Here is a 25862-nt window from a genome sequence, read left to right on the forward strand (position 1 = left end):
TCTCAGTCGGCCAGCGCGGGCTGGCGGTCGAGCGGCTTGACCTCGGGCTCGGGCTCGTGGTCCGGCACGAGGGTCTCGACCTCGCGGACGTTGCGGCTCAGGAAGCCCGCGACACCGACACCCGCGCCGAGCACACCGACGACCACGAACAGCAACCCGATGCCCGAACCCGGTCCGGTGCCGACCAGCCAGCCGAACGTGTCGGCCAGTGCCGTGTCGCCGCGCATCGCCGGTTCCAGCACCTTGTCCACCAGCGGGCCCGCTGCGGCGAAACCGATCGGGACCGACAGGTTCTCGAAGAAGTTGCGCGCCGCGAAGACCCGGCCCTGCACGGCGGGATCGACCTTCTCCTGCCAGATGGTCTGCGCGAGACCGTCGATGAACGGGATGGTCAGCTCGACGAAGAACATCGCCGCGGCCCACGCGATCAGGCCGTCGCCGACGCCGTAGAGGATCCGGCCGACGATGCTGAACACCAGGATCGCGCCGAGCACCACCAGCATCTTGCGGCGCGGCGGCCGCATGAACGCGAGCAGGGTGCCACCGAGCACACCGCCGACCGCGCCGATGCTCTGCACCAGGCCGAGCGTGCCCTCGTCACCCAGAGTGCGAGCGAGGACCAGCGGCACGATCAACGCCCATGCCAGCGCGGCCAGGAGGCTGATGGAGAACAGCACGATCTGCACGGCCAGCAGCGGCGGGCGTTCGACGATGTAGCGGAACCCGAACACGCAGTCCTGCCAGAAGGTGGTCTTCTCGCGGTCCTGCCCCGGCACCCGCGGGATGGTCACCACCAGCACCGTGATGATCGCGGCCACGTAGGTGAGCCCGTCGATGAGCAGGATCAGCTTGATGCCGGTGAGCCCGAGCAGGGTCGCGGCGAACGCCGGCGCGAAGATCACCGGGAAGCTCTTGACGGACCACATCATCGCGTTGGCCCGCAGGAACTTCCCCTTCTCCATCATCAGCGCGATGGTCGCCCCGAACGCCGGCCCCTGGATCGCGAGCAACGCGCCGGTCAGCACGTTGACGAGGTAGAGGTGCCAGAGCTCGGTCGAGTCGGTGAGGAAGAGCGCCAGCAGGATGAACGTGACGGCGATCGACCCGATCTCGCTGACGATGATCGACGTCTTGCGGCTCCACTTGTCGATCAGGCTGCCCGCGATCGGGCTGAACAGGACCGTCGAGCCGAAGCCGCAGAACATCATCAGCGCCATCGCGGTGGCCGAACCGGTGTGCTGCCACACCCAGATGCTGAGCGCGAAGTTCGTCATGCGGGTGCCGAGCGCGGACAGCAGCTGGCCCACCCACATGATCGTGAACGCGCCGAATCCCGAAGGCTTGGGCATTACCTCATCCTGTTCTGGTCAACGAGCCGGCGAAGCAGCTCTTCGATGTCGCCGAGCATCTGGCGCGCGGTCTCGGGCAGGTACATCTCGGTGCCGTAGTTCATCTCGACGCGGATCCGGCCGTCGACGAGCGATCCGACGACGTCGATCCGGCCGGGCCAGACGGTTCCCTTGTCCTGAAGGACACCGAGTTCGGACTGGCACAGGTCGAACAGCTCGTCGGCGCTGGAGAGGTCGGTGAACCCGAACGCGCCGGCGTAGTTGACGGTCAGCTGCGGGTTCGGCGTCTCCAGCCGTTGCCGCACAGCGGGATCCGGGTTGTTGTAGCGGAGCAGGCCGTAGCCGATGCCGTTGACCGGCACCTGCTTGAGCTGGTCCGCGAGCGAGACGATCGCGGCCGTGTCGCTCGCGGCGGGCAGCGTGAGCCGGACCGGGTACATGACCTGGAACCATCCGACCGTGCGGGACAGGTCGAGGCCGTCGAACAACGCCTCCCGGCCGTGCCCGGTGGTCGCGATCGTCCATTCAGGACTTCCGGACCGGTCCGCGGCCATCCGCACGGACGCCCAGACCAGCAGGTCGCTCACACCGACCTGGTGCGCCTTGGCCAGTTCGCGCAGGCGCGCGGTGGTCTCGGCGTCGATGGTCGTGTGGATGTCCTGCATGACGCCGAACGTGTTGGCACCGGGCAGGTCGGCGGTGATCTCCTCGGTTCCGGGAGCCTGCCGCTCCCAGTACTCCAGCTCCCGCAGGAGCTTCTCGTCGCGGGCGTACTCGTCGATCTTCAGCGCCCAGTCCCTGAACGCCGTCGTCTTCGGCCCGAGGTCGACCTTCTGGCCCGCGAGGACCTGGCGCAGCGCGTTCTGGAAGTCCTCCAGGATCAGGCTGCGGGAGATGCCGTCGGTGACCAGGTGGTGGCAGATGACCATCACGCGGTCGGGCTCGTGCCCGCCGAGTCCGAAGTGGACGACCTTGGCCAGCGGGCCGTCGGCGATGTCCAGGGTCGGGTGGACCTCGTTGAGGTGGTCCTCGATCGCCTGCTCGCGGTCGTCGGCGCCGGAGACGTCGAACGACACGAACGGCATCGCGCCCTCGACCGGGCCGTGCGAGGCGTGCCAGTCGATGCCCTCACGCCGGAACCGCAGACGCATTCCGTCGTGGTGGGCGACCAGCGCGGTCGTGGCCTGCTCCAGCTGCTCCGGCGTGGCCGGGACGCGCAACCGGAGGTAGTAGGGGTGGTTGAAGTGGGCGGGCGCGACCATCGACGTCGCCAGGGCCTCGAAGAACCAGCGCTGGGCACCGGTCGCCGAGAAGTCGCCTTCCACCGGTCCCTGGTCAGCAACCTGCTGTGGTGCGGCCAGAGCGCACAGCTCGGCGATCGTCCGCTTGGCCGTGAGCTGGGCGGGCGTGAACTTGATGCCCGCCTGGTTCGCGAGCCACACCACCTGGATCGCGGTCATGGAGTCGCCGCCGAGTGCGAAGAAGTCGTCGTGCGGCCCGACCTCGGACAGCTTCAGCACCTCGCGCCACACGGCCGCAAGCGCTTGCTGCTCCTCGGACATCGGCACCCGCAGCAGCTCGGCGATCGTGCGCTTCGCGGTGAGCTGGGCCGGGGTGAGCTTGATCCCGGCCTGGTTCGCGAGCCACACCACCTGAATGGCGGTCATCGAGTCGCCGCCCAGCGCGAAGAAGTCGTCGTGCACGCCGACCTCGGACAGCTTCAGCACGTCCTGCCAGACGGCCGCGAGCGCGCGTTCCTCGTCGGTGCGCGGGGCTTCGGTCGTGCTCGTGTCCTCCGGCAGTTCGCCCGTGTGCACGAGCCGGGCGAGTGCGTTGCCCAGCACGACGTCCTGGTCGCCCTCCGCCATCAGCAGATCGACGACGGACACCGCCGGGAAGCGCCGGGCGAGACGGTCGGTCGCGTGACCGAACACGCCGGGCCACGGCTTCTCTACGCGCTCGGACGTGGCCAGCACCGCCAGCTCCGAACCTGTGCGCCCGGTCCACCGCTCGATCGCCGAGCACAGCCGGGCGAAGGCGTTCTCGAACTCGCCTACGCCACCGTCGAACAGGTCCTCCCACCGCAACACCAGCGCGGTCGTCTCCCGTTCCACGCCGTCGAGCCCTGCCTCCGGGTCCAGCAGCGGACGCAGGACCTGACCGGCCGGCGTGGTGCGGACCGTCATCGGCAGGTCGAGCCTGTTCGCCCACGACGACAGCACCGGCAGAACTCCGTCGAGCGGCCGCGACGACACGATGCTCATCGGGAGGCCATCCACAGTGGACTCGACCCGCTCGACGACGATCTGTGCGTCCGGTGCCTCGACCAGATCGCCGAGCTGCGAGACGAACGACTCCAGCAGTTCGTCCGCACCACAGGGGCTGAGCAGGTCGGCGCTGTACTCCAGGGTCGCGGCCAGCTCGCCGTTCTCGGTCGTCAGCGTGAGGAACAGGTCGAAGTCGAGGCTGGTGACCGGCACCTCCAGCGGCACGAGGTCGAGCCCGGGCCACGACATGGCCTCGTCGGGCAGGTCCGCGTAGTTGAAGGCGCACTGGTAGACCGGGTGCCGCCCCTTCTGCCGCGGCAGCACGTGGGCGACGCTGGAGAACGGCACGTCGGCGTGCTGGTAGCCGTCGACCATCGAGCGGTGCACCCGCTGCAGGATCTGCCGGAACGTCAGGCGCCCGGCCAGGTCGACGCGGATCGGCAGCAGGTCGGTGAAGCAGCCGATCAGGTGCTCGACCTCGGGGCGTGGCCTGCCCTGCTGCGGCACGCTCAGCACGACGTCGGGCTGCGTGCTGCGGCGGTAGAGCACCACCGCGTACGCCGCCAACAGCGTGGCGAACGGCGTGCTGCCCTCGGCGCGGGCCAGTTCCTTGAGCGCCTCCGCGACCCTGCCAGGCACCTCGGACGACGTGCGGCGCGTCTCGTTGCGTTCAGGACGTTCCGCCGGCAGCTCCAGCTGCGACGGGGCGTCGGCGAGGTACGACCGCCAGTGGTTCAGGTGCGGTTCGAGCGCGTCCTCGGTGAGGAGTTCCTGTTGCCACGCCGCGTAGTCCGCGTACTGGACCGCCAGCTCGGGCAGGTCGCCCTGGGCGTAGCAGGCGGACAGCTCGGCTAGAAGCACGCCCCAGGACGTGTTGTCGCAGACGATGTGGTGCATGCCGAGCAGCAGGTGGTGCTCGTTCGCGCCGGTCCGCACCAGCCGTACTCGCAGCAGCGGCCCGTTCTCCAGGTCGTACACGTGGTTCGTGTGTTCGACCAGGAATTCTTCCGCCGAGCCAACGGACTCGGGCAGCCAGCAGTCCATGCCGGGATGCACGACCATGACCGGCCGGCCGTCCTGCTCGGCGAACGTGGTGCGCAGGATCTCGTGCCTGCGCACGACCTCCGCGACCGCGCCGCGCAACGCCGGTACGTCCAGCGAGCCGCGCAGCAGGACCGCGAACGTCGTGTTCATCCGGGTCGTGGTGGTGTCGAGCTGGGTCGCCGCCCACATGCGTTGCTGGATCGCCGACAGTTCCAAGGCACTGGTGCGGGAGACCGACGACAGCGGATGCCCGGTCTCCTGCGGCTCGTCGACGAGCGCGGCCAGTGCCTCGACGGTCGGATGGGTGAACAGCGCGTGCAGCGACACGTCGACGCCGAACTCCGCGAACACCTTCGACAGCAGCTGCGTCGCGAGCAACGAGTGACCCCCCAGCGCGAAGAAGTCGTGCGTCACACCGACCTCGTCGAGCTTGAGCACCTCCCGCCACACCTTGGCGAGCCGCTCCTCGGTCTTCGTGCGCGGCGCCACCGGAGGCGTGTCGATCGCGACGGCCCTGACGGCGGGCGCGGCGCGGTCGGCCAGCGACGCCGGGTCGCCGAGCGCGGTCTCCAGCAGGTGCAGGCGATCCGCGCCGGCGTGCAGCCTGCGGGTCAGCAGGATCGCCAGCGCGGCGAACATCTCCTGCGTGTAGGGGACGTGACCGAGCTTGTCTGCCTGCGGGTCGAACGTGCCGTTGACCGGCAACGCCTTGGCCCAGTCCGCGAACCACACGGCGTGCACGCCCTCGGTCTGGTCCGCGAGCACGGCCAGCCGGTCGTCGAGGCGACCGAACGTCTGCTCGGACGGGCACACGACGAGGAACAACGGCGCCTCCGACCGTTGCCGGTACGCGGTGACGGCGGTCTCCAGGTCCTGCCAGTTCGCCTCGACCGCGTCGCCGTGCCGCAGCCAGTCCTCCCAGCGCAGCAGGGCGACGTCGGCGAGTCTGCCCCCGTCACCGGCGAGCAGGTGCCGCACGATCTGCTGGTAGGGAGCCAGTTCGACGTCGACCGGCAGGCGCAGCACGCCGTTGAGCACGTCGAGAGGCTCGCGCACGGGGTCCGCGGTGAACGTGGCCGCGATCGAGATCCGGTCCCTGCGCCTGAGCGGCTGCCCCGACACCAGCCCGGTGAGCGCGGTGAGGAACTGCTCGCCGAGCTCGCGCACGGTCTCGTCCAGGTAGAGGTCGGCGTTGTAGCCGAGAACCCCGCGCAGCTCTCCGTCCACTCTGGACAGCACGACGAACAGGTCGAAGTCGGTGAGGCCGTTGTCGACCTCGAACGGGCTGAACTCGACGCCGTCCGCCACCCGTGCGGCCGGTGCCTCGGTGAGGCTGAGCATGGCCTGGAACAACGGGTTCTGGCTCGGGTCGCGCGGCGGGTCGACGGCCTCCACCACCCGCGCGTAGGGCGCGTCCTGGTGGGCGTAGGCCTCGCTGATGGCGCGGTGCGTGCCCCGGATGACCTCGCTCGCGTCACCGTCCAGATCGACCCGCAGCACCAGCATGTTCGCCAGTGAGCCGATCATCGTCTCCAGCTCTGGGCGCCCGCGGCCGCTGACGGGCATGCCGAGCAGCACCCGTTCCTGCCCGATCAGAGCCGCGAATCCACTGAGCACCACGGCGTTCAGCGACACGCCGAGCTCACGGGCCCGCGCGGCAAGACGCTCGGTCAGGTCCTTCGGGACGACGAAGTGGTGCCGTCCCCCGGTGTGCGTCTGCACGGCCGGGCGCGGCAGATCGGACGGCACGGTCGACCGGGCCGGGCTGCCGGCGAGCTTCTCCCGCCAGTAGGCCAGGTGCTCGTCCATCACCTCGTCGGTCAGCCTGCGTCGTTCGGCCGCGGCGTGCCGGCCGAACGACGTGGTCAGCTCGGGCAGCGTCGCGCCGCCGTAGTACGCGACGAGGTCGGCGCCGAAGACCTCGGCCGACGCCGCGTCGAACACGATGTGGTGCGCGGTCACCAGCAGGAGGTGCTCCTCCTCGCCGAGCACCACGAGCCGGAACGCCACCAGCGGACCGGCGCTCAGGTCGAACACGTGCCGGGCGTGCTCCAGCGCGATCTCCTGGGCCCGCTCGGGGTTCTCCGACAGGTCGGTGATCTCGATGGCGATCGACACGTTGTCACGAACCCGTTGGCGCAGCTCGCCGTCACGCTCGAAGAACGTGGTGCGCAAAGCGGAATGCCGGTCCACGACCCGGCCGACGGCCAGTTCGAGGGCGGTGTGATCGAGCGGCCCGGTGAGCTTGAGCCCGAACGGGATCGCGTAGGCGGGGTTGCCGGGGTCGAGGCGGTCGAGGAACCAGAGCTGTTCCTGGGTGAACGACACCGGCTGCGAACGGTCGGCGTTGCGCAGCCGCAGGGCCAGTAGCTGGCGCTGTTCCTCGGTCAGTGAGCTGGTCAAGTGGTCTGTCATGACTGGGAGATCTCCTGGGCGTCCCGCTCGCGGTCCAGTTCGGCCCGCAGCTCTTCCGGTGACATGTCGCGGATCTCGGCGAGCAGCCGGGCGAACTCGTCGTCCTCGGCCGGCGTCGCGTCAGCGCGCAGCTGGTCGACCCTGGCGGCCAGCTTCGAGGGAGTCGGTGCCTCGAAGATCGCGGCCGCGGGCAGCGCGACGCCGAGCGCGACGGTGATCCGCGCGAGGATCTGCGTGGCCAGCAGCGAATGCCCGCCCAGCTCGAAGTAGTCGTCGTTCGGGCCGATGCGCGCGATGCCGAGCAGCTCCTGCCAGATGCCGGTGATCACGGCCAGATCGCCGCCCACCGCGGTGTCGGCCGCCTGCGGCAGCACCTCGATGACCTCGATCTCGCGCGGTGCCGTACCGGGAAGATCGACCCAGTGGCGCACCCGCTCGAACGGGTACTGCGGCAACGGAACACGGCGCCGCCGTTCGTCCGCCGTCAGCGCCGCGAGGTCCACGTCGGCACCGGCGATCCACAGCCTGCCGGCCGCGGCCAGCATCGTGTCGAGGTCGTGCTTGTCCTCGCGCGGGTGCCTCAGAGACCCGAACGCCTTGGCGCCGCCCAGGTCGTGCTGGCGGGCCAAGGTGGTCAGGACGTTGCCGGGCCCGACCTCCAGCACGTTCACCGGTCCGGTGATCATCGCCCGCAGTCCTTCGCTGAACCGGACGGCCGCACGGGCGTGCCGCGCCCAGTAACCGGGGTCGGTCGCCTCGCCATCGGTGATCCACGTGCCCGACACGTTGGAGATGAAGGGGATCCGCGGCTCTCGCAGCTCGACCTGGCTCACCAGCGCGGCGAACTCGCCGAGCATCGGATCGATCATCGACGAGTGGAACGCGTGCGAGGTGTGCAGCCGGCGGCTGGTGACGCTCAACGACGCCTCGAACCTCTCGATCGCCTCGAACGTGCCCGCGACCGTGCTCATGTTCGGCGCGTTGCTCGCCGCCAGGCACACGTCCTTTGGCAGCACCAGATCGTCGGCACCCAGCGGCACCGACAGCACGGCGCCCGCGGGCAGCGCGTCCATCAGCTCACCGCGCGCCGTCACCAGTTTCAGCGCGTCCTGCAGGGAGAACACCCCGGCCAGGCACGCCGCCACGTACTCGCCGACGCTGTGCCCGAGCATCGCGCTCGGCCGCACACCCCAGTGCTCCCAGAGCTTCGCGATCGAGTACTCGACCGCGAACAGCGCGGGCTGGGTGTACCTCGTGCGGGTCAAGCGGTCCGCGTCGGCGAGCACCTCGTGCAGGTCGAACGGCAGCAGCGCGGCGCACTCGTCCAGCGCGGCGCGGAACACCGGCTCCTCGTCCGCGAGCTGGGAGGCCATGCCCGCGTACTGGGAACCCTGGCCGGGGAACAGGAAGACGGTGTCACGCCGGTCACCAGCGCCGATCCACGCCTCGGAGAGCGCGGTGGCGGAGGCGGCAGCGGGTGCCGTACTCTCCCCGCCGCCCACGACAGCGGCCATCCGGTGCCTCAGCGCCCGCCGCCCCGTCCTCAACGTGTGCGAGACGTCCGCGAGCTCCTGGCCCCCGGCGGAGAGGTGTTCGGCGAGCTGCGTGCGGCTCTCCTCCAACGACTTCTCGCTCGCGGCCGACAGCACCAGCAGGTGCCGCGACCGGCTCGGCGGCATCGGTTCGGGCGACGGCGGCTCCTCCAGCACGGCGTGCGCGTTCGTGCCGCCCATGCCGAACCCGCTGACGCCGGCTCGGCGCGGCCCCGTTCCAGGCCACGGCAGAGCCTCGCGGTTGACGAAGAACGGGCTGTTCTCCAGGCCGGTCTCGGGGTTGGGCGCGGTGAAGTACGGACTCGGCGGCACCACACCGTTCTGGACGGCGAGCGCGGCCTTGACGAACCCGGCGACACCGGCCGCCGCGTCCAGGTGCCCGATCAGCGCCTTGACCGACCCCAGCGCGCAGGCCTCGGGCGGGCTGACGAACGCCTGCGTCAGCGCGGCCACCTCGATCGGGTCGCCGAGCGGCGTGGCGGTGCCGTGCGCCTCGACGTAGCCGATCGTCGAGGAGTCCACTTCGGACAGGTCGTGCGCGGCCCTGATGACCCGGGCTTGGCCGTTCACGCTGGGAGCGGTGAAGCCCACCTTGTCCGCGCCGTCGTTGTTGACCGCGGTGCCCTTCACGACAGCGTAGATCGTGTCGCCGTCAGCCATCGCGTCCTCCAGGCGGCGCAACACCACGGCGGCGACGCCGTTGCCTGCGACCACGCCGTGCGCGTCCACGTCGAACGGCAGGCAGCGCCCGTCTGCGGCGAGGATGCCGCCCTCGGTGTGCTGGTAGCCCTCGTGCACCGGCGGCCTGATCGACACGCCGCCGGCGAGTGCGATGTCGCAGTCGCGGCCCAGCAACGCCTGGCAGGCCACGTGGATCGTCACCAGCGACGACGAGCACGCCGTCTGGACGGTGATCGCGGGCCCGGTCAGGTCGAGGTGGTAGGCGACGCGGCTGGCGAGCGTGTCCTTGTCGTTGGCCAGCAACAGGTCGAGCGGCTGCAACCCGCCCGGCACTGCGGGGTTGTTCCACAGGTGCCGCAGCAGGTACGTGTCGATGCTCGCCGACGCGTAGACGCCGACGTCCTGCCCGCCGCCGAGGTGCCCGGCGTGTTCGAGCGCGTGCCAGGCGCACTCCAGGAACACCCGCTGCTGCGGGTCCAGCACGGCCGCGTCGCGCGGGCTGTAGCCGAACAGCTTGGCGTCGAAGAACTCGATGCCGTCCAGCGCGCCGCCCATGGGTACGAAACCCGGCTCCGCGCGCCTTTCCACGGATACGCCCGCGGCGTCGAGCTCCTCGTCGGTGAAGCGGCGCACGCCGGCCTCACCGGCGAGCACGTTGGCCCAGAACTCGTCCACAGTGGACGATCCGGGGAACCGGCCGGCCATGCCGACGACGGCGATCTCCAGCCCGGTGTACTCGGTCACGACTTTCTCCCCCTTGCCAGCAAAGCCTTCCGGCCACCGACGGCCCGCGTCTCCACTTGGCCGCTTCCGTCGAAATGAGCCGCGAGCGCTCGAACGGTCGGATAGGTGAACAACGTGACCGTCGGCACCTCGCGTGCGAACACCTCGGCCAACCTGCTCCGCGCCTTCACCAGCAGCACGGAGTTGCCTCCCAGGTCGAAGAAGTTGTCGTCAGCGCCGACCCGGTCCGTCCGCAGGACCTCGCGCCACACGTCGGAGATCGCGCGCTCGGTCTGGTTGCCGGCGGGCACGACGACCCGTTCGGTGCGCACCGACTCCGGCTTCGGCAACGCCCGGTGGTCGAGCTTCCCGTTGGGGTTGCGCGGAATCGTCGGCACCTCGACGAACGCCGAGGGCACCATGTACTCGGGCAGCCCGCGCCGCAGGTGCGCTCGCAGCTCCGTCGCGTCGATCCGGCACCCGTCCGCGGCCACCGCGTAGGCGACCAGCCGCACGTCACCCGGCACGTCCTCGCGAGCGATGACCACGGCCGCGCGCACCGAGGGGTGCTGGCTCACGGCGGTCTGGATCTCGCCCAGCTCGATCCGGTAGCCGCGCAGCTTGATCTGGTCGTCCATCCGCCGCAGGAACTCGACCTGCCCGTCCGGCAGGAACCGCGCGAGGTCACCGGTGCGGTACAGGCGGCCGGAACTGAACGGGTCGGACACGAACCGCTCGGCTGTGAGCTCCGGCCGGTTCAGGTAGCCGCGAGCGACCTGCACGCCACCGAGATAGAGCTCCCCCGGCACCCCGACGGGCAACGGCTCCCGGTTCTCGTCCAGCACGTAGGCCGTGTTGCCCGCGATCGGGCGGCCGATCGGCAGCGGGCTCTCCGTGCCGTCGCACTCCGCGGAGGTGATCCAGATGCTCGCCTCGGTCGGCCCGTAGACGTTGACGAACCGGCGGCCCGGCGCCCACGCGGCAGCGACCTCGTCCGGGCAGGCCTCGCCGCCGGCCATCAGCGTGCGCAGGCCGGGTACGAGCGCCGGGTCGGTCAGCCGCAGCACGGTCGGCGGCAGGCAGGCCATGTCGACGCGCTGCGAGTTGATCGTGCGGGCCAGGTCGGGGCCTGGTTGAAGGTCGTGCTGCGCGGCCAGCACCACGGTGGCACCCGAGCGCAGCGTGACCATGATGTCGGCGACGGACACGTCGAAGCTGAACGACGCGAACTGCAGCATCCGGTTGCCCGGACCGATGCCGAGCATCCTGGCCAGCTCGTCCGCGAGGTTCACCACGCCCCGGTGCGGCAGCATGGCGCCCTTCGGCTTGCCGGTGGACCCGGACGTGTAGATCACGTACGCGAGGTCGTCCGGCTCCACGGTCCGCCGCAGGCGCGCGTCGGGAACGCCCGAGAAGTCGGTGTCGTCCAGCGGAAGCGTCGACACATCGGGAAAGCGCTCGGCCAGCGCCGCCAGCGTCACGACGACGCGAAGGCCCGAGTCGGCGACCATGTACGCCAGCCGATCCGCCGGGTACTCCGGGTCGAGCGGCACGTAGGCCGCTCCGGACTTGAGCACACCCTGTTGCGCCACCACGAGGTCCAGCGACCTCGGCAGGCTGATGCCGACGAAGTCGCCGCGCCCGATCCCGCGCGACCGCAGCAGGTGCGCGAGCCGGTTCGCCCGCGAGTCCAGTTCCGCGTACGTGAGCTGCTGGTCCTCGAACACCAGCGCCACGGCGTCGGGCGTGCGGTCGGCAGAAGCCTCCGCCAGTTCGTGCACCAGCACGCCGTCGAGCCGTGCGACGACCGGCGGGTTCCACTCCTCCAGCACCTGCACGCGCTCAGCGGGCGTGATCAGGGCAAGCCGGCCGATCGGGCACGACGGGTCGGCGAGACCGGCGGTGAGCAGCATCTCGAGGTGACCGAGCAGGCGACGGGCGGTCGCGGGCTCGTACAACGCGCTGTCGAACTCCAGCAGGCCGGTGATCCCGCCCTCGGTGGACGTGACGCCCAGCTCCAGGTCCCACTTCGCGGTCCCCGAGTGCGACGCGACCCGGTCGACGGCGACACCGGGCAGCGTGAAGATCTCGTGCTGGCTGTCCTCCATGCCGACGATCGTCTGGATCACCGGCTGATGCGCGGTGCTGCGCGGCGGGGCGAGGGCCTCGACGACCCGTTCGAACGGCAGTTCCTGGTGCTGCTGCGCGGCCAGCGTCGTGTCCCGCACCTGGTGCAGCAACGACCGGAAGCTCGCGGCGGAGTCCACACTGGACCGAATGGCGACGGTGTTGACGAAGAATCCGATCGCGTTCTCGATCTCGGTCCCGCGGTTGCCGACGTTCGTGCCGACCACGATGTCGTCGGCGCCGGAATACCGGTGCAGCAGGACGTTCCACGCGGTGAGCAGCACCATGAACGGCGTGACGCGCTCGGCCAGGCAGAACTCGTCGAGCCGCTGCTTGACCGAAGCCGGCCAGGCGAACTCGACGGCACCGCCGCGCATCTTCATCACGGCCGGACGCGGGTGGTCCGTCGGCAGTTCCAGCACCGGCGGCACCCCGGCGAGCTGCGTTGTCCAGTAGTCCAGCAGCCGAGTGCCGTCCGGGCCACCGAGCCACTCGGTCTGCCAGCGGCTGAAGTCCAGGTACTGCGTCGGCGCCGGGCCGAGGTCACGCGACTCGTACGCGGCCCGCCACTCGGCGAACAGCAGCTGGGTGCTCCAGCCGTCGCAGACGATGTGGTGCATCGAGACGAGCAGCAACGCGTCGGCCTCGTCGAACACCACCAGCTCCGCTCGCAGCAAAGGCCCGTCCGCCAGGGAGAACGGCTGCCGCGCGGCATCGGCCGCCCGGGCCGTCGCGAAAGCGTCACGGTCGTCGACGTCGGCGTGCGTCACCGCGAGCGAGAACTGCGGTTCCGGCAGGATCACCTGCCGCGGGTCGCCGTCGACGTCGAGGAACACGGTCCGCAGCACCTCGTGCCGCCGGCCGATCTCCAGCAGCGCGGCCCCCAAGGCATCGCTGTCCACGGTGCCGCGCAGCCGGAAGGCGTACGGCACGTTGTAGACGGGGCTGCCGGGGTGCAGCTGGTCGAGCAGCCACAGCCGGCGCTGCCCGGACGACACCGGGTACACGCCGAAGTCCTCACCCCGTTCGGTGAGCTGCGCGAACACGGCCGCGCGCTTGTCGGGATCCAGCGCTTTCAAGCGCCGCAACACGTCCTGCACGACTTCCCCCTCTTTCACAGATCGAGCAGGTCGGCGACGGAGAGCGAGGACCTGGCCTCGGCTCTGATCGCACCGACGGATACGGGTGTGGTGTCACGCAACCGGTCGACCTCGGTCGCGATGCCGGCGACGGTCGGGTGGTCGAACAGGGACCGCATCGGAAGCCGGACCCCCAGTTCGCTCTCGATGCGCGAGAGGATCCGGGCGGCCTTCAGCGAATGGCCGCCGAGATCGAAGAAGTCGCTGTCCCGGCCGATCGACTCCGCTCCGAGCACCTGCCGCCACAGGTTCGCGACGGCGACCTCGGTGAGCGTCTGCGGCTCGTCGAGCTCCTCGGCGGTGATCTCCGGGTCCGGCAGCGCCCGCAGGTCGAGCTTTCCGTTGCGGGTCAACGGCAACGACTCCAGCGGCACCAGCGCGGACGGCACCAGGTAGGCGGGCAGCGCGTCCCGCACGTGCCGCATCAGCTCGTCGAGCTGCTCCTCGCCCGCCCGCTCCAGCACGACGTAGCCGACCAGGCTCACGTCACCGGCGGCGTCCTCCCGGGGCACGACCACGGCCTGGCGGACGAGTCCCGACGAGTGCAGGCAGGCCTCGACCTCACCCGGCTCGATCCGGAACCCGCGGATCTTGACCTGCCGGTCGGCCCGCCCCAGGTACTCGAACGTCCCGTCGGGCAGCAGCCGCGCCAGGTCACCGCTCCGGTACAGCCGCGCGCCAGGCCTGCCACCGACGTGGTCGGGCACGAACTTGTCGGCGGTCAGAGCGGGATTGCCGACGTAGCCACGGCCGACACCGTCACCGCCGATGCACAGCTCGCCCACCGCCATCGGCGGCACCGGCTCCAGGTACTGGTCCAGCACGTAGAGCTGCGTGTTGCTCAGCGCGCGCCCCAACGGAATGCGGCCTTCCGCGCGCTCGCACTCGTGGCTGGAGGCGAAGGTCGTGGTCTCTGTGGGGCCGTAGCCGTTCACGACGTGCCGGGGACCACCGGGGTGCGCGATCAGGGTGGCGATCGCGTGCTCGTCCGGCTGTTCGCCGCCGAACACGAAGTAGCGCAACCCCGACAACGCGCCGGGCATCTCCCGTGCCACGTGCATGGCGACCGAGGTGGTGAGGAACAGCGTGTCGATCTCGTTGGCCCGCAACCACTCCCCCAGCGCCGCCGGGTCGAGTGCGACGTCCTTGGGCAGCCCGATCAGCCGGCCGCCGTTCAGCAACGCGCCCCAGATCTCGAACGTCGCCGCGTCGAACGTGGTCGTGGACGCCTGCGCGACCCGGTCACGAGGCGCGAAGTCGACGTAGTTGGTGTCGCGGACCAGCCGGACGACGTTGCGGTGGCTGACGCACACGCCCTTCGGCATGCCGGTGGAACCGGACGTGTACATCACGTACGCGAGGTCGTCCGCGACGAGAGTCCGTTGTGGACGGTCGGCGGGACACGTGAGGACCATGGCCGACAGGTCGACCAGCTCGACGCCGGACAGCTCGGCGGACCGGTCCGCGACGACGACAGCGGCGGAAGCGTCGGCACACAGGGCTTGTAGGCGGTCGAGCGGGTACTCCGGGTCGAGCGGCAGGTAGGCGCCGCCCGCCTTCAGCACGGCGATCGCGGCGACGATCCAGTCCACCCCGCGGTCCATCAGGATGCCGACGGGCGTTCCGGTGCCGACCCCGAGCGTGCCGAGGTGCGCGGTGAGCCGGTTGGCCCGCAGGTCCAGTTCCGCGTAGGTGAGCTTCACGTCGCCGAACTCGACGGCGACGTCACCGGAGTACCGGTCGACGGTCTGCTCGAACAGCTCGACGAGCGTCGCGTCCGCCGGGTACGCGGTCGCGTTCGCGTTGAGGTCGCGGACGATCCGTTCGCGCTCGTCACCGGACAGCAGCGAGAGGTTCGACAACCGCACGTCGGGTGTGGTCGTGAGCTGGCCGAGCACGGTGGCGAAACGCTCGGTCAGGTCGACGACGTCGGCACGCCGGTAGAGCGCGGTGCGGAACTTGACCCAGCCGCGCATCTCGCCGCTGCCGGAGTCGGGCAGCTGGAGTTCGAGGTCGTAGATCCCCTGGTCGCTGGTGCCCTGGGTGAACGTGAAGACGCAGCCACCGGCGGCCAGCGGACCGGCCAGCGGCGGCGGGGAGGCGAAGACCACCTGGAAGATCGGGTGCCGGTCGACGTCCCCTGTCTGCCCGAGTGCCTCGCAGACCTGGTGGAACGGCGCGTCGCGGTGGTCGAGGGCGTCCAGCACGGTGTCGCGGACGACGTCCATCGCCTCGCGGTACGTGGGGTCGGAGCCGAGTCGCACGCGCAGCGCCAGCATGTTGACGAAGTAGCCGACCAGGTCGTGGGTGTCGGCGTGCTCACGCCCGGCGGACGGGGAGCCGACCACGATGTCCGACGAGCCGGTCAATCGGTGCAGCAGCACGGAGAACGCGCTCAGCAGCACCATGAACGACGACGACCGGTACGTGCTCGCCGCGCGCCGCACCGCGTTCGCCAGTTCCTCCGGCACGACCAGCGGCAGTGCCTCGGCGGCGAAGTCGGGCTGGGCCGGGCGGGTGCGGATGGCCGGCAGTTCCAGCGGTTCCGGCAGGTCGGCCAGCTCCGAACGCCAGTGCTCGACCTCTCCCGCGAGAGGCGCGATGTCGCGGAAGGCGACCGAGGGCCGGGGCAGCGAGACGTCCGCACCGTCCACTGCGGACTGGTAGCAGCGCGGAAGCTCGTCCTGGATCACCGCGACCGACGCGCCGTCGATCGCGATGTGGTGCACCAGCAGGACGAGCTGGTGGCGGTCGTCCTCCAGGCGCAGCAACACGATGCGCAGCGGCAGTCCGCCGGAGATGTCGACGCGGAGGGCGAGTTCGGCCGCCACCAACGCCTCGGCGCGTGCCGAGCGTTCGGCGGGCGGAAGATCACGCAGGTCGCGCGTCGCGATCGACACGTGCGCTTCCAGCGCGATCTCCGGTACGAGCTCGGTGCCGTCGTGGCGGTAGCTGGTGCGCAACGGTTCGTGCCGGTTCACCACCGCGGTCAGCGCGGCGGCGAGCGCGTAGGTGTCCAGCTCGCCGGTGATCTCCACGTACACCGGCACGGTGTTGAACGTGGCGTCCGGCGCGAGCTGGTCGGAGAACCAGATCTGCTGCTGACCGCGGGTGGCCGCGGGGTGCTGCTGGGTCACTGCACACCTTCCCTGGCGGTCGCCGAACGCAGGGCGCTCGTCACCGCTGCCGGATCGTCTTTGAGGTAGAAGTGGCCGCCGGGCCGGACCACGAGGTCGAAGCCGGCGACGGTGTGGTGCTGCCAGGCGGCGACGTCGGCCACGGTCGCGAGCGGGTCATCGGTGCCGGAGAACGCGGTGATGGGCACGTCGATCACGTCCCGCACACCGTGGAACCCGGCGCACACGGTCAGGTCGGCGCGCAGCGTCGGCAGGAGCAGGCCGAGCATCTCCCTGTGTGCCAGCAGGTCCGCGGGCACACCGCCGAGCGTGGTCATCCAGTCGAGCAGACCGTCGTCGTCGAGCAGGTGCGGCTCGCCACCGAACGCCAGGTGCGGGGCCTTGGCCGCGGACACGAACAGGTGCTCGACCTGGTCGCCGAGCCTGCGCGCGACGTCGAACGCGAGCAGCCCACCCATGCTGTGGCCGAACAACACCAGCGGCTTCGGGATCTCCGCGCGGATCGCCTCGGCCAGTGGCGCGGCGATCAGTGCCGCCTCGGTGACCGCGGGTTCGCCGAACCGCCGTTCCCTGCCCGGCAGCACCGCGCTCCACAGCTCGACCGAGTCGCCCAGCAGGTCCGGCCAGTCCCAGAAGGCCGACGCACCACCGCCGGCGTACGGAACGCACACCACCCGCAGTGCCGCCTTCGGCCGAGGCCGAGGACAGATCAGCCAGCTACTCCCCACCCGTAACACCCCCGTGTTCCTTCACTGCGACGAAGCTACGAAGTGCCTCTTAGAGCGCCCTTCGGGAAACGTGATGGTTCTCTTATCCCTGCGCTACCAGCAGAAACACGACTGGGGCCACCCTCGCGAACGCTCGTCCGCGACAGTGGCCCCAGTCGGTGCGAGCGCAGGCTCAGCCCGCCCGAAGAACTCCCGAAGGCCTGTCGCCGAACAGATCCGGCTCGGAGGGCCGAACGCCGATCTCCCGCATCTGCTCCAGGTAGACCTGATACCGCCGCCGTGCCTCGCCGTGCCGACCGGCCGCCCTGAGCGCCTTCACCAGCCGCACGTGCGCACCCTCGTCGTAGCGGTCGAGTTCGAGCATCCGGACCAGGTACCCGACCTGCTGATCGGGATCACGCACGAGCTGCACCAACGCGCGCAGCACGGCGGTGTATCTCCCCAACACCTCTTCGCGCACCTGGATCGCCCACTGCTCGTACGGTTCCTCGGCCAGGAACTCGCCGAGGTACAGCTCGTCCGCGGCGATCAGCAACGGCAACGCGGCCTGGTCGCCCCGCCGGTGCGCCACCAGCGCGGTGCTCGCGGCCCCGAGGAACCCCGCCACGTCGAGGTCCACAAGGGACAGATCGAGCGACACCGTGTCGCGGTCGGCGACCAGCGGTTCGGCGTCGGCGGGCAACCCCGGCACGCACAACACGGTCCGCAACGTCGACAGCAGCACGGAGAGCCGGTTCGCCGTGCGGTCCGACAGGTCGTCCGGCCACAGCAGCTCCACCAGCTGCGGCCGTGGCACCGGCCGCCCGCTGTTGCCCGCCAGGATCTTCAGCAGATCCCTCGCCTTCTTCGACTGCCACAGCGCGGACGGCACCGGGACACCGTCGCGCAGCACCTGGAACCCGCCGAGCGTCCGCACGACGATCCGCGCGCTCCTCGGCGCGCCCGCACCGAGCACGTCGGCCATCGACACGTCGGTGCGAACTCCGTGCGCGTGCACCGCGTTCTCGAACCGGACCACGTCCACTCCGGTCAGCCGGGCCACCGCGAGCTCCGCGATCGCCGCGCCCACCGGATCGTCCGCCGCCTTCCAGACCATCACGGCCTCGGCCAGCAACGCCTTCCGATCCGCCGAGGTCGCCGCCGCCAGCTGCAACGCGTCCGCGAGTCCCGCCTTGTCACCGCGACGACCCGCCAACGCCCGCGCGGTGGCCGCGTCCGCCCGCGCCGTCTCCCGATCGCCCGCCAGCACCGCGACCCAGCCGCGGGCGAGCAACGCGGGCACCTCCCGCAGCCGCAGAACCTGGCTGGTGGCAACGGCCTGTTCCGCGAGCTGTCGTGCCCTGCCGGGATCCTCGCCCGCCACGACCCTGGCGAGCGTCGCGCAGACGAGCGGATCGGTGCCCGGCAACGCCATCGCCTCGTCGAGGAACGCCTGCGCCTGACCGGGTTCGCCCCTCCGGCGATGCACCTCCGCCTTGATCACCAGGTGCCGCGGGCACCGGCCGGCGTCGCGCAGGGCGTCGTCGAACCTCCCGAGCCTGACCGCGGCGAGCGCCCTGACGCCCAAGCAGTCCGGTTCGTGGCCGGTCAGTCCCGCCTGCCTGCCGAGGACCAGGATCTCGTCGATCTCGGCCAGCGCCTGCGCCGGATCGGTCTCGGCGGCCAGGAACCACGCCCGTTCGGACCGGATCGTCAGCTCCAGCATTCGGCAGCCCGCCCGTCTCGCCCGGTCCACGGCCTGGCCGTAGTGCAGCTCGAACGCCGCCCGGTCGCCGTCGAACCCGGCGAGCAACCCGCACGCCCTGCTGCTCCAGGCGAACGCGGCGTGGCCGCCACAACGGCGGGCCGTCTCGGCGCACCTGCCGGCCAGCTCCCGTGCCTTCTCGTGCCGCCCGGTCTCGCGGAACCAGCGCACGGCCAGCGACAGCAACCTCACCTCGTCCAGCGACGCGACGGCGTCGAACACCGTGCGCTCGAACACCTCGACGGCCTTGTCGGTCTGCCCGGCGAGCGCGTGCAGCTGCCCCATCCGCCACGACGACCTCACGGTGCGTTCGCCCGCCTGCTCGTAGCAGTGCAGCGCCCCGAGCCAGTCACCCTTGTGCTGCAAAGCGAAACCCCAGACCAGGTGCAGACGGGAGTCGTCGATCTCCAGCTGTTCCAGAGCCGCGAGCACCGCGTCGGCGTCACCGCCCGCGACGATCCGCTCGTCTCCGCGCAGCAGCAGTTGCGCGACCAGGTCCCACTTCCGCGCCGCGACAAGGTGTCTGAGGGCTTCGGCGTGCGCACCGGTGCGTTCGCAGAAGACCGCGGCCTTGACGCGGATCTCCGGGTCCTCGGTGTCGCGGCGCGACAACTCCGCGATCGGTTCGAGGACGCTCCAGTCCGGGCCGGTCAGCAGTCCGCGCCGGGCGAGTCCTCGCAGCGTCTCCCGGACGTCGGTGAACCCGAGCGCCACGCACAGCGCCGTGCTCACCCGGCCAAGCGTTGCGATGGCACGCAACAGTTCCCGGTTCTCCTCGGGCTCGGCGGCCAGCACGGACGCCGCGAGCTCGTCCTCGCTGTGGCCCTCGCCGTTCAGGACCACGGCCGCCGGCCAGCCACCGGTCCGCGCCAGCACCCCGGCCGCGTCCGCGTCGACGAGCGCGGCGATCTCCTGCTCGGTGAAGGCGAGCTGCCGGGAGTCGATCTCGCTCACCGGTCCGGGATCGAACCCCAGTTCGCCGCGGGTCAGCAGCACCACGCTGAGGAGTTCCGGGCCGCGCAGGCACAACGACTCGATCAACCGGGCGGAGTCACTGCCCTCCGGCAGCGCCCCGGCGTCGTCGACCACCAGCACGACGGGCTCGTCGAGGTGCACGTCCAGCAGCCCGCGGATCAGGCTCGCGACCGTGTCCGCGCCCTGGGCCGTGGTCGTGATCAGTTCGGCGGGAAGGCGCGGCAACCGCTGGCGCAACGCGCGCAACAGCCCGCGCGACAGGCGTTCGAGCGAGGTGCCCGCGTCGGCGGCGTTCAGCCAGCAGGCGCGTCGCGTCGCCGCCCACGCGGCCACCGAAGTCGTCTTCCCCCAACCGGGTCCCGCCTTCACCACGACCACCTTGTGGGCGGACGCGGCGTCGAGCGTCGCGGTCAGCGCGGGCCGGTCCACCAGCCGTGCGGGTAACGCGGGCTGCAGCATCTTCGAGCACCACTTCCTTGCCGTACAACCTGTCGGGAAGGAGTGCATCAACGCCTTGCATCCGTGCCGCATCGACGACCGATGCACGGATGTCGTACCTGGTCAGCCCACTGATGCGATCTCGCGCACGACCGTCAGCGCTCTCGGCGCCTCCTGGCCGCTGACGCAGCGCATGCACTCCGCGCCGGCATCACCCAGGTGCGCCCGGGGGTTCTCCGCGTCCACGGCACCGTCCGGGTACAGGGCGACGGCCCGCTCCCAGTGCGTGCGGGCCCAGGCGAGATCTCCCCGCCGGGCGGCGACGTGCGCGAGTCCCTCGTGGGCCCGTGCCCGCACCATCGGCAACGCGCCGGCCATCGCCAGTTCCTCGGCGTTCCACAGCAACGCCTCCGCCTCGCGCAGCCGTCCGGCCGCGAGGCAGGTCTCCGCGAGCCCGTTCAGCGCGTCGCCCTCCGGTTCCCGCAGGTCCATGCGCCGCGCCGACTCCAGGGCCTCCCTGCCCACGGCGAGGGCGTCCGCGATCCTGCCCTGCCGCCGGTACGTGACTCCCAGCCACGCCAAGGAGATCCCCTCACCGCGGCTCATTCCGATCTCGCGGCTGAGCCGCACGGCCCGTTCCAGTGCGACGGCCGCCTCCGCGTCACGTCCCCGAAGCTGCGCCAGCCAGCCGATGTTGATCAGCACGACCACCTCGCCGCCGACGTAGCCGTCCAGCTGGTGCATCGCGAGCGCGTCGCGGAACCGGGCGTCGGCCTCGCGGTACCGGCCGAGGTTGCAGTCCACGAACCCGAGGTCGATGGTCGAGTTCACCTCGGCCCGCTGATCGCCGATCGACCGCGCGAGCGCGACGGCCTCGGCGAAGCTGGTCGCCGCGTCGTCGAGCATGCCCGCCTGCACCTGGGACGCGCCCAGGTCGCGCAGGCCGCCGATCGCCGCGGGCAGGTCGCCGAGCTCGCGGCTGATCGCGATGGCCCGGTCGAGGAACTCCAGCACCTCGCCGTGCCGACCGGCTTCCCGCAGCGCGAACGCGATGTTCGTCAGCGCCATCGACTCGCCGCACCGATCACCCAGCGCCTGTGCGGCCTTCAAAGCGTTGCGGGACAGTTCGAGCACGCCGGAACGCAGTCCGACGCGGGTCAGGTAGGGCGTGAGCAGGCACGGCAGCTGCCACGCGTGCACGTGCCAGCCGTGCGCGCTCGCGTAGTCGGCCACCGCCACCATGTTCTTGTACTCGGCCCGAAGCTGGCGGATGTCGTCCTCTTCGGACGCCGAGGCGGGCAGCTCCGGCTCCCACGTGAGGCCGGTCCCGAAACCGCGGCGACCCGGCAGGCTGCGCCGGCCGCGCACGTCCGCCAGATGCAGGTAGTAGTCGAACAACCGGCGGCGCGCGGTGTCCAGTTCGGACGGCGCGTCCGCCTCGTCGGCGAGGTCACGGGCGCAGTCGCGCACGAGGTCGTGCAGGCAGTAGCGGTCGGACCTGCGCTGCATCAGCAGGTTGCACTCGACCAGTTCCTCCAGCACGTCCTGTGCGTCGTAGACCGGCACCCCGGCGAGCGCTGCCGCCGCGTACGCGTCGAAATCGGCGCCGGGCACCAGGGCCAGCAACCGGAACAGCTCCTGCCGGTCCGCGGCGAGGTGGTGGTACGACAGCGCGAGCACGCCGGCCACGCTCAGGTCGTTGGCGGTGAACGCGCGGGCGCGGCGTTGCCGGTCGCGCAGCTGCTCGGCGAGGTGGGCGACGCTCCACGGTCTTCGGCAGAACCGGGAGGCGGCGATCCTGATCGCCAGCGGGAGCCTGCCGCACAACGAGATCACGTCCGCGACCGCCTCCGGTTCGGCGTCCGCCCGGTCAGGGCCCGCGATCCGGCGGAACAGCGCCACCGCGTCGTCGGCGGGCAGCACGTCGAGCGACACCGGGACGGCGCCCTCGATCGCCATGAGGTGACACCGGCTCACGATCAGCACCACCGCGCCGGACGCGCCGGGCAGCAGCGGTCTGACCTGGCCGGCGTCGGCCGCGTTGTCCAGCACCACCAGCACCCGCCGGTGCGCCATCTCGGCCAGCCAGAGGTCGCGGCGCGCGGCCGGATCCACCGGGATCTCCTCCGCCGGCACGCCGATCTGGCGCAGCAGTGACTCGAGCGCGGCACCCGCGGTCATCGGTGTGGTGTCCGCGGTGAACCCGCGCAGGTCGACGTAGCAGCGCCCGTCCGGGAAGCGGTCCTCCAGCCGGTGCGCCACGTGCACGGCCAGCGCGGTCTTGCCGATGCCGCCCATGCCCTCGATGGTGACGATCGCGGGCGACCGGGTGCCGATCGCCTCGACGAGCCAGTCCACTTCGGACTCGCGGCCGGTGAAGTCGGGGATGTCGAACGGAAGGGACGACGGCCTGACCTTGACCACCGGTCGTCGTTCCGGTTCCGGCTCTGGCTGGGCGCGGAGGAGTTCGGCGTGCAGGCTCCGGAGCTCTGGGCCGGGATCCGCGCCCAGTTCCTCGGCCAGCGCCCGCCGTCCCTGCTCGAACACCGTCAGCGCGTCGCCCCGGCGACCGGCGCGGTCCAGTGCGCGCATCAGCGTGGCGCGCAACGACTCCCGCAGCGGATGTTCGGCCACCTGACCGGTCAGCTCGCCCAGCAGCGAGGCGACCTCGCCCAGTTCCAGCCGCAGTTCCGCGAGTCGTTCCACGGCCTGGAGACGTTGTTCGCGCAGTCCCTCCGCCGCCGCGTCGATCGAGGCCGAGCGGAGCCCGGCCAGCACGGGTCCTCGCCACAGGTCGAGCGCGCTTTGCAGCAGCGCCACGGCCTGCGCCGGCATGCCCTCCCCTGCGGCGACCTCGGCGTCGCGGACCTGGGCGTGGAACAGGTCCGCGTCGAGGCGCCCGTCGGGCAGGTCGAGGCGGTAGCCGTGGGTGCTGGTGGTCAGCCGGCCGCCGCCCCCGGTGACGACGCGGCGCACCGCGGCCGCCGCGTTGCATACCTGGCGGCGCGCGGTCTGCGGCGGGTCCTCCCACAGTTCGTCGATCAGACGGTCGAAGGACACGACGGTGCCGGTGCCGAGCAGCAGGAGCGCCAGCAGTTTCTGCTGACGTTCTCCGCCGAGCGCGACAGGGCGCCCGGCGGACCGCAGTTCCAGCGGGCCCAAAATGCGGTAATCCATTCGGACGCACGCTTCCATCTCGGAGTACGACGGTGGAGCCGGCGGTGGACACCAGTGGCACCGCAGCGGTGATATGAGATATCACCTTTAGGAGTCGGCATGAGGCGGAAAGATACGCCCGATTCCCTGTACCGATTCAGCGTCACGTGGAATCACGCAGAGCAGCCGGTCGCACACGGCCCGTCACCAGTTGACGAAGTGGACAAACGCTGCCATATTCCCTCCGCAGTGACGAGGGAGGGAGGTTCCTCGTCGCATCCAGGAGGGGATCAAGAAAGATGAGACGGGCCGGTTTTTTTGGCGCGCTATTGGCTGCCGTGGCACTTGTCGCCGTGACCATCGCGAGTTCCGCGTCGGATGTTCAACCCACTGATTCAGGCAACAGGACAGCACTGATCATCGGGCCCTGCACGACAGGCGAGTGCTGACCGACCGGGACAACCGGTCCGATGTCCGCCGAAATGGATTCCCAGGCTCGTGCCGCGAAAGGCATGGCCTTCACCGGTGCCGCGCTCGGGGTCATTCTCCTCGCGACCACCGTCGCCCAGCTGCCCGCCGATGTCGTCGGGCAGCGAATAGGCGCCCAGCGCGAGATGTTCCGGCTGTTCTGGCCGCAGGGAATGAAGCTCTTCACCAATGCGGCGGGGCGTGAGTTCACGGTCGCGTACCACCACGACGAAGCCGCCGGCACGTTCGTCCCGATCACCCGGACCGCGGGTGACCGGGACTACCTGGGTGGTCTCGACCGCGGGTCGTACGCCGACCTGTCCCGGCTGCTGGCCACCGTGGACGAGCTTCCCGGCGAGCACTGGCGGGACTGTGCGGCGGCGACCGTCTCCGACTGCGCCGCCGTCGTCACACAGGCTCCGAGAGTGGTCTTGAACAGCTATTTCTCTGCCGAGACGCCCTGCGGACCGACGGTGTTCGCGATCGAGCGTCCCAGCCGGGACACCTCGTCGCGGCACGTCGTCCGCGTCGCCGCCGTGGACCTCACGTGCGCACCCCGGTAGCCCGCGCGCTGGCGTTCGAACCCAGGACGCCGGCGTTCGGCATCGCTCGCTCGCTAGTCGCGATCGCCGAACTGACCGTACTCGTGTTCACCTCGGACACCGACCTGTTCCCCGTTGTGCCGAATGGACCAACCGGTCCTCGCTGCGACGGTCTGCGCGCCCTTTCACTCTGGTGTTTCGACTCCTCGGCGTCCGCCCAGACGATTTCCCGGATTGTAACAATCGCCGCACTCGTGCTCGCCGCCTCGGGTTACCGGCCGCGCTGGACGAGCATTCCGCACTGGTACGCGACCTTCAGCCTGGCGGCCGCGATCCACGTGCCCAACGGCGGCGAGAACGTGGCCCGGTTCCTCACCCTGCTGCTCATCCCGCTGTGCCTCGCCGACGACCGGATCTGGCATTGGAAACGCCCCGCCACTCCCCTGCCCGAGTGGTCGAGAGGCAGCGCCTACGTCACCCATCTGACAATCCGCCTTCAGGTCGTCATCGTCTACGGACAGGCCGTCTGGACCAAAGTCGTGGAGCCGGAATGGCGGGACGGCAGCGCGATGCACCATGTGATGCAGGACGCGTATTTCGGAGTCGGTTCCGAACTCGCGGGGTTTCTGGAATCAAGCGTTCTGACAACGTCGATCACGTGGGGGACGATCCTGCTCGAATCGGCGATCGTGGTCTGCGTGCTCGGAAATCCGGGACTGCGCCGCATCGGGCTCGCACTCGCCGTTGTGCTGCACGGTGGCATCGTCCTCGCACTCGGCCTCGTGAGTTTCGGGCTAGTGATGATCAGCCTGGTGGCCGCCGCGAGCAGCGGCCGTTCGGAGCATGGTGGCGAACTCCCACGCCCTCCGGTAACCGTGTAGCGGGCTGTGGAGGAGAACGGAGCACCCACTGCACGGGAGTCCGGATGACCACAGGGGGTAGGACAGAGCTCGGCGTCGACCTGGACGAACTGCGTCTGCTGGGGCTTGTCCTATCGCGAACCGGCACGCCGCACCGGGTGTGCCGCAGCACGTCGATCCGCGCCAACCCCGGCAACGTGGCGATTCGCCGGAACAGCCTGCTCTCCACCTCGACCGCGACCCGGTGCCTCACCACCTCGCCGAGATGCCCGCAGAGGTAGAGCAACGTGATGGCGACGTCACCGACGAGCGCCGACGCGACGCCAGAAAGGCCGCCCGGCCGGCACCGGCCTCGCCGGACGTGAGCTCGTCGACCAGCAGCATCGTCAGCCAGGCACCGCTCGCCGGCGCGGCACCGGCGACCACCGTCAGCGCGAGGGTTCCACCGGCGAGCACCGGCGAGCACCGGCGCGGCCCGGAAGGGCAACGCGAGCGCCGCCAGCGCGTTGCGGATCA

11 protein-coding genes are annotated in these 25862 nt (G+C 70.6%); 2 read left to right on the forward strand and 9 right to left on the reverse strand.

Annotated features, from left to right (window positions below):
* Window positions 1-2: 2 nt before the first annotated feature.
* The 8 genes from BM417_RS04275 to BM417_RS04310 form a co-directional block, all read right to left on the reverse strand.
* The gene (locus BM417_RS04275; protein WP_093588365.1) at window positions 3-1349 is read right to left on the reverse strand and encodes an MFS transporter; all 1347 of its coding nucleotides are present in this window, start codon (window positions 1347-1349) and stop codon (window positions 3-5) included.
* Window positions 1349-7075 (reverse strand): condensation domain-containing protein, encoded by a 5727-nt coding sequence (locus BM417_RS04280; protein ID WP_093588366.1) that lies wholly within the window; start codon window positions 7073-7075, stop codon window positions 1349-1351. Before BM417_RS04280 ends, BM417_RS04275 begins: the two co-directional genes overlap by 1 nt.
* The gene (locus BM417_RS04285; RefSeq protein WP_245821687.1) at window positions 7072-10053 is read right to left on the reverse strand and encodes a type I polyketide synthase; all 2982 of its coding nucleotides are present in this window, start codon (window positions 10051-10053) and stop codon (window positions 7072-7074) included. Before BM417_RS04285 ends, BM417_RS04280 begins: the two co-directional genes overlap by 4 nt.
* Window positions 10050-13277 carry a non-ribosomal peptide synthetase gene (locus tag BM417_RS04290; RefSeq protein ID WP_093588367.1) on the reverse strand — a complete coding sequence of 1076 codons (3228 nt, stop codon included), beginning with the start codon at window positions 13275-13277 and terminating at the stop codon, window positions 10050-10052. Before BM417_RS04290 ends, BM417_RS04285 begins: the two co-directional genes overlap by 4 nt.
* The gene (locus BM417_RS04295; RefSeq protein WP_093588368.1) at window positions 13274-16435 is read right to left on the reverse strand and encodes a non-ribosomal peptide synthetase; all 3162 of its coding nucleotides are present in this window, start codon (window positions 16433-16435) and stop codon (window positions 13274-13276) included. Before BM417_RS04295 ends, BM417_RS04290 begins: the two co-directional genes overlap by 4 nt.
* Window positions 16432-17163: a thioesterase II family protein gene (locus BM417_RS04300; protein WP_177320267.1), complete on the reverse strand. Its 732-nt coding sequence runs from the start codon at window positions 17161-17163 to the stop codon at window positions 16432-16434. The genes BM417_RS04295 and BM417_RS04300 overlap by 4 nt, the downstream gene beginning before the upstream one ends.
* Before the next feature lie 172 nt (window positions 17164-17335).
* Window positions 17336-20341 (reverse strand): BTAD domain-containing putative transcriptional regulator, encoded by a 3006-nt coding sequence (locus tag BM417_RS49785; protein WP_093588370.1) that lies wholly within the window; start codon window positions 20339-20341, stop codon window positions 17336-17338.
* Between the two features lie 102 nt (window positions 20342-20443).
* Window positions 20444-23497 carry an AfsR/SARP family transcriptional regulator gene (locus BM417_RS04310; protein ID WP_177320268.1) on the reverse strand — a complete coding sequence of 1018 codons (3054 nt, stop codon included), beginning with the start codon at window positions 23495-23497 and terminating at the stop codon, window positions 20444-20446.
* A 449-nt stretch (window positions 23498-23946) separates the two neighbouring features.
* On the opposite strand from BM417_RS04310, the gene BM417_RS47540 reads away from it, so the two are divergent.
* Window positions 23947-24507 carry a hypothetical protein gene (locus BM417_RS47540; RefSeq protein ID WP_177320269.1) on the forward strand — a complete coding sequence of 187 codons (561 nt, stop codon included), beginning with the start codon at window positions 23947-23949 and terminating at the stop codon, window positions 24505-24507.
* Window positions 24492-25367, forward strand: a complete 876-nt coding sequence (locus tag BM417_RS04315) for a sporulation-delaying protein SdpB family protein (RefSeq protein WP_177320270.1) — start codon at window positions 24492-24494, stop codon at window positions 25365-25367. The genes BM417_RS47540 and BM417_RS04315 overlap by 16 nt, the downstream gene beginning before the upstream one ends.
* 228 nt (window positions 25368-25595) lie before the next feature.
* Here the strand turns inward: BM417_RS04315 and BM417_RS04320 are convergent, their stop codons facing one another.
* Complete coding sequence (locus BM417_RS04320) at window positions 25596-25802, reverse strand: hypothetical protein (RefSeq protein WP_093588373.1); 207 nt, start codon at window positions 25800-25802, stop codon at window positions 25596-25598.
* Window positions 25803-25862 lie beyond the last annotated feature (60 nt).

The organism is Lentzea waywayandensis (assembly GCF_900115955.1).
In the GTDB taxonomy this organism is placed as follows: Bacteria; Actinomycetota; Actinomycetes; order Mycobacteriales; family Pseudonocardiaceae; genus Lentzea; species Lentzea waywayandensis.

Coding starts and splice junctions, on each gene's coding strand:
- BM417_RS04280 (WP_093588366.1), bottom strand. CDS start 7,075: ATGACAGACCACTTGACCAGCTCACTGACCGAGGAACAGCGCCAGCTA.
- BM417_RS04310 (WP_177320268.1), bottom strand. CDS start 23,497: ATGGATTACCGCATTTTGGGCCCGCTGGAACTGCGGTCCGCCGGGCGC.
- BM417_RS04275 (WP_093588365.1), bottom strand. CDS start 1,349: ATGCCCAAGCCTTCGGGATTCGGCGCGTTCACGATCATGTGGGTGGGC.
- BM417_RS47540 (WP_177320269.1), top strand. CDS start 23,947: ATGTCCGCCGAAATGGATTCCCAGGCTCGTGCCGCGAAAGGCATGGCC.
- BM417_RS49785 (WP_093588370.1), bottom strand. CDS start 20,341: ATGCTGCAGCCCGCGTTACCCGCACGGCTGGTGGACCGGCCCGCGCTG.